This window comes from Alkalibaculum bacchi (assembly GCF_003317055.1).
GTDB lineage: Bacteria > Bacillota > Clostridia > Eubacteriales > Alkalibacteraceae > Alkalibaculum > Alkalibaculum bacchi.
This window is the reverse complement of sequence record NZ_QNRX01000036.1, coordinates 1-4,396: the sequence shown is the minus strand read 5'-3', so window position 1 is coordinate 4,396 and position 4,396 is coordinate 1. Positions and strand designations below refer to the sequence as shown.

The 4,396-nt window shown below is 35.2% G+C and carries 4 protein-coding genes, 2 rRNA genes and 1 riboswitch; all 6 genes read left to right on the top strand.

Translation table 11 applies throughout. The features are described from left to right. Nucleotides 1–17: 17 nt before the first annotated feature. A 5S ribosomal RNA gene (rrf, locus tag DES36_RS14555) occupies nt 18–134 on the top strand. Nucleotides 135–368: 234 nt separating this feature from the next. Next, nucleotides 369–956 carry a 5' nucleotidase, NT5C type gene (locus DES36_RS14550; RefSeq protein WP_113921948.1) on the top strand — a complete coding sequence of 196 codons (588 nt, stop codon included), beginning with the start codon at nt 369–371 and terminating at the stop codon, nt 954–956. 108 nt (nt 957–1,064) lie between these two features. After that, nucleotides 1,065–1,246: riboswitch (Lysine riboswitch) on the top strand. Between the two features lie 193 nt (nt 1,247–1,439). Next, nucleotides 1,440–2,255, top strand: a complete 816-nt coding sequence (locus DES36_RS14545; RefSeq protein ID WP_113921947.1) for a transporter substrate-binding domain-containing protein — start codon at nt 1,440–1,442, stop codon at nt 2,253–2,255. Nucleotides 2,256–2,324: 69 nt separating this feature from the next. Continuing rightward, the gene (locus DES36_RS14540; protein WP_113921946.1) at nt 2,325–3,092 is read left to right on the top strand and encodes an amino acid ABC transporter permease; all 768 of its coding nucleotides are present in this window, start codon (nt 2,325–2,327) and stop codon (nt 3,090–3,092) included. 15 nt (nt 3,093–3,107) lie between these two features. After that, a complete protein-coding gene (locus DES36_RS14535) occupies nt 3,108–3,839 on the top strand; it encodes an amino acid ABC transporter ATP-binding protein (RefSeq protein WP_113921945.1) in 732 nt (243 codons plus the stop codon). Nucleotides 3,840–4,323: 484 nt separating this feature from the next. Next, nucleotides 4,324–4,396, top strand: a 16S ribosomal RNA gene (locus tag DES36_RS14530); the annotation flags it as partial.

Genomic DNA, 4,396 nt, shown 5'->3' with positions numbered 1-4,396 from the left:
AACTTAGAACTAACACATTCCGCGGCAATAGCGGAGGGGCTACACCTGTTCCCATACCGAACACAGAAGTAAAGTCCTCCAGCGCCGAAGGTACTCGGGTGGTGACGCCCTGGGAGAATAGGACGTTGCGGATTCACAAAAAGACTCACGTTTATCGTGAGTCTTTTTGCGTTGTAAGTTGTAAGTTCTATGTAAAACCATCTATACAAGTCATCCTTGAGCGAAGCGAAGGATCTTACTCTTTTGTTACCTCGCACGAAGGCGAGTTGCTTTTGCTGACCACCTGACCACCTGCTTTTCTAATATTTAATCTACTTTTAAAGAAACCAACCACTCTTTATGATAATATAGACTATGGAGGTGTTTTTATGAAAGAACTGAATATATGTATTGATATAGATGGCACAATTACAGAACCTTTTTATTGGTTAAAAAGAGTAAATAATCATTTTCACACTAATATACAACCAGAGGATGTTACTGTTTATGATATTGATAAAATTATAGGAATCGATCCTATTGAATATTATGAGTTTTATTTAAAATATGGTGAGTTACTTCACAAAGAAGCTCAGGTTCGGCCTGGAGTACAAGAAGTTATAAACCAATTGGCCAGTAAACATAGAATTCATTTTGTTACGGCAAGAGATGAAATAATGAGGGAAGTGACTCTAGAGTGGATGAATCACTATAATATCCCTATGGATACAATCTCCTTTCTTGGTTCACATGATAAAGTCAATAAAGCGAAAGATTTAGAATCAGATATTTTCATTGAAGACCGTTTAGAGAATGCGTTGCAATTATCAGATGCTAATCTTCAGGTTTTGCTAGTTGACTGTAATTATAATAAAGGGGAGTTACCTAATAATGTAGTTCGCGTGGAGAACTGGAAAGAAATTAATGAATGGATTTATTATTACGAAGGATGGAATAAGAAAGAGATGGCCCTATAAGAAAAATACTATTTGTGAAAAAAATTTAAATTCTCCTTTTGTATAATTGACAGATTGTTTATGATATTATAGACTATAAACGACAATAAAATACAACCTCACTTTAATTGGTGAGGTAGAGGTGCGATATTTAATAGTCTTTAACGTAGCTTGAGAAGCCGTGAGGTTAAGGAGAAGGAAATATTGCCGAAGTGTATAGTATTCTCGGTGCTATATGCTGGGACTGTAGTGAACAACTGCAGGACTGTCTCGATAAACGTCCCAGTTTGTTGAGGAGTGCTATCTCATTTGGGAAGAGGGGGTTAGTGGATAAGTGTACATTATGGCCTGAGCAATCCTCAGGCCTTCTTTTCGTGAACCAATGAGACAAATGAAAGTGAAACTTTCATTTGTCTCATTGGGCGACCTTAGAATCGACGTAGGAGATTCTGAGGTCTAGATAAACTATGTTTGAATTAATATTACAAGGGGGAGAAAGAGAAAATGAAGAAAAAGATTGTGTTGTCAATTGTTTTAATCTTAGCTATGATGTTTACAGCTTGTGGCAAATCAGAAGAGAGTTCAGAAGATACTTTTAAAGTAGGTATGGAAGCAAATTATGCACCATTTAATTGGACTCAAGTAGATGATTCTAATGGGGCTGTGCCAATTAAGGGTAATGCAGAGTATGCAGGCGGATACGATGTTGAGATTGCAAAGAAAATAGCAGAAGGTCTTGGCAAAGAATTAGAAATTGTTAAAATTGAATGGGATGGGCTTGTTCCAGCTTTGACATCAGGTAAAATTGATGCTATTATCGGTGGTATGTCTCCAACTGCAAAACGAAAAGAAACAATTGATTTTAGCAATAACTATTATAAATCAGATTTGGTTATGGTAGTAAAAAAAGGTGGAGACTACGAAAATGCTAGCAAACTAAGCGATTTTAGTGGTGCCAAGATCACAGCACAGTTAAATACTTTTCACTACACAGTTATTGATCAAATTTCAGGTGTAAACAAACAGACCGCATCAGATAATTTTGCAGCAATGAGAGTTGCCCTTGAATCTGGACTTATTGATGGATATGTATCAGAACGACCTGAGGGTGTTAGTGCAACCGCTGCTAATCAGAATTTTGCAATGGTAGAATTTACCGATGGTTTTAAGACATCGGATGAAGATACGGCAATAGCTGTAGGTGTAGCTAAAGATAGTGAAATGACAGAACAAATTAACAAGGTTATATCTGGCATTAGTTTAGAAGAACAACAAAATATAATGGATACAGCAATTAAAAACCAACCAGCAGCACAATAATACATAATAATGTAGATAAAACCGACCTGGATTTGCAGGCGGTTTTATCTTTTAAACAGGAGGAAAATTATGAGTTTAGATTGGTTGATAAGTATTGTTACCCAATATTGGCCTATGTTCATTCGTGGAGCGGGAATGACATTATTAATTTCAATAACGGGAACAATTTTAGGCTCTATCTTGGGCTTGCTAATAGGTGTGATACGAACCATACCACTACCTGAAACAGGACCAAAAAGAGTAATTCTAAAAATAATTACTGGAATTCTATCGTTTTATGTAGAATTTTTTCGTGGCACACCAATGATCGTACAAGCTATGGTTATTTATTTTGGTTCTGCTATAGCTTTTGACATGGATATGAATCGAACTGTAGCTGCTATTTTTATAGTCTCTATAAATACAGGTGCATATATGGCTGAAATTGTACGTGGTGGGATCATTTCTATTGACGATGGACAATTTGAGGCAGCTCAAGCTATAGGAATGGATCATCTTCAAACTATGACTAATGTAGTTATTCCACAGGTAATCCGAAATATATTACCTGCAACGGGTAATGAATTTGTCATTAATATAAAAGATACATCAGTACTTAATGTAATTGGAGTAACAGAGTTGTTTTTCCAAACAAAATCTATAGCAGGTAATAATTTTAGATATTTTGAATCCTTCTTTGTAGCTAGTATTTTATATTTTATTATGACTTTTACAGTAACCCGAATACTACGTTATTTTGAAAGAAAATTAGATGGCCCTAAAAATTACAATATAATTGGAAATCAAATGCAGGTAGAAACGCCTGAAATGGCAAAAAGTAAAACGAGAAAACAGTAGATTAGGAGGATATCAATGAGTAAAGTAATAGAGATACAACGATTGAATAAATCCTTCGGCACTCACGAAGTATTAAAAGATATAAATATTACCGTGGACAAAGGAGAAGTTGTAAGCATTATCGGTTCATCTGGCTCTGGAAAATCTACACTCTTGCGTTGTGTAAATTTATTAGAAAAACCCAGTGGTGGAGCGATTATTTATAAAGGTGAAAACATACTTGATGATAAACATGATGTGTACGCATATCGAACAAAACTAGGGATGGTATTTCAACAATTTAATTTATTCAACAATCACGATGTCTTGAATAATTGCGTAGTTGGTCAAGTTAAAGTATTAAAGCGTTCTAAGGAAGAAGCTGAAAAAATAGCGATGGAATACCTTAAGGTAGTTGGTATGGATCAGTTTATTAATGCAAGACCAAATCAATTATCAGGTGGTCAAAAGCAAAGAGTTGCCATAGCGAGAGCTCTTTCTATGGAGCCTGATGTAATGTTGTTTGATGAGCCAACTTCTGCTCTTGACCCAGAGATGGTTGGAGAGGTACTAAAAGTTATGAAGGAATTAGCAGATAGTGGATTAACTATGATGGTAGTTACTCATGAGATGGATTTTGCAAGGGATGTATCAGATCGAGTCATATTCATGGACAAGGGAGTTATAGCTGAGGAAGGTACACCTGAACAGATATTTAATACACCTACACAGGAACGTACAAAAGAATTTTTAAAACGTGTACTATAAAATTATTTATATTTGCCAGATGGATCATTATAATCCATTTGGCAATTTTCATGTTTAATAGAAAAGTTCTACTTTTAGACTTAGTTATTATCTAAGTCATTTTTATATGTAGTTGAATCTTTGGCCTGTAAGAATTGATCCTAGCGCTGTTGGCTGGTAGCTGATTGTTGATGGATAAAGTGACGAAAGCACTTTATTGTAGAATAAAAAATAAGAATCAAAAAAGTAATTGACAAAATTAAAAGAACACTCTATAATAGTAAAAGTCGCCGCAAGAAATGACAAAATAATGAAAAGTACGACAAATAATTATTTTCAAAAAAGCGGTTGACAAAAGAAACAAAAAGAAGTAAGATATAAAAGCTGTCTCGTGAGACAAGCAAGGTATTTGAAAATAGAATAGTGCACACAAACCCAAGCAAATTAGTTGCGTGTCTTTAAGACAAGCAACATTAAAGTAATAAAATGTAACAAGCCAGCAATTTATTTAGAGAGTTTGATCCTGGCTCAGGACGAACGCTGGCGGCGTGCTTAACACATGCAAGTCGAGCGAGATT

Excerpts from the sequence above, each read along its gene's own strand:
- DES36_RS14550 (WP_113921948.1), top strand. The coding sequence starts at position 369 with ATGAAAGAACTGAATATATGTATTGATATAGATGGCACAATTACAGAA.
- DES36_RS14545 (WP_113921947.1), top strand. The coding sequence starts at position 1,440 with ATGAAGAAAAAGATTGTGTTGTCAATTGTTTTAATCTTAGCTATGATG.
- DES36_RS14540 (WP_113921946.1), top strand. The coding sequence starts at position 2,325 with ATGAGTTTAGATTGGTTGATAAGTATTGTTACCCAATATTGGCCTATG.
- DES36_RS14535 (WP_113921945.1), top strand. The coding sequence starts at position 3,108 with ATGAGTAAAGTAATAGAGATACAACGATTGAATAAATCCTTCGGCACT.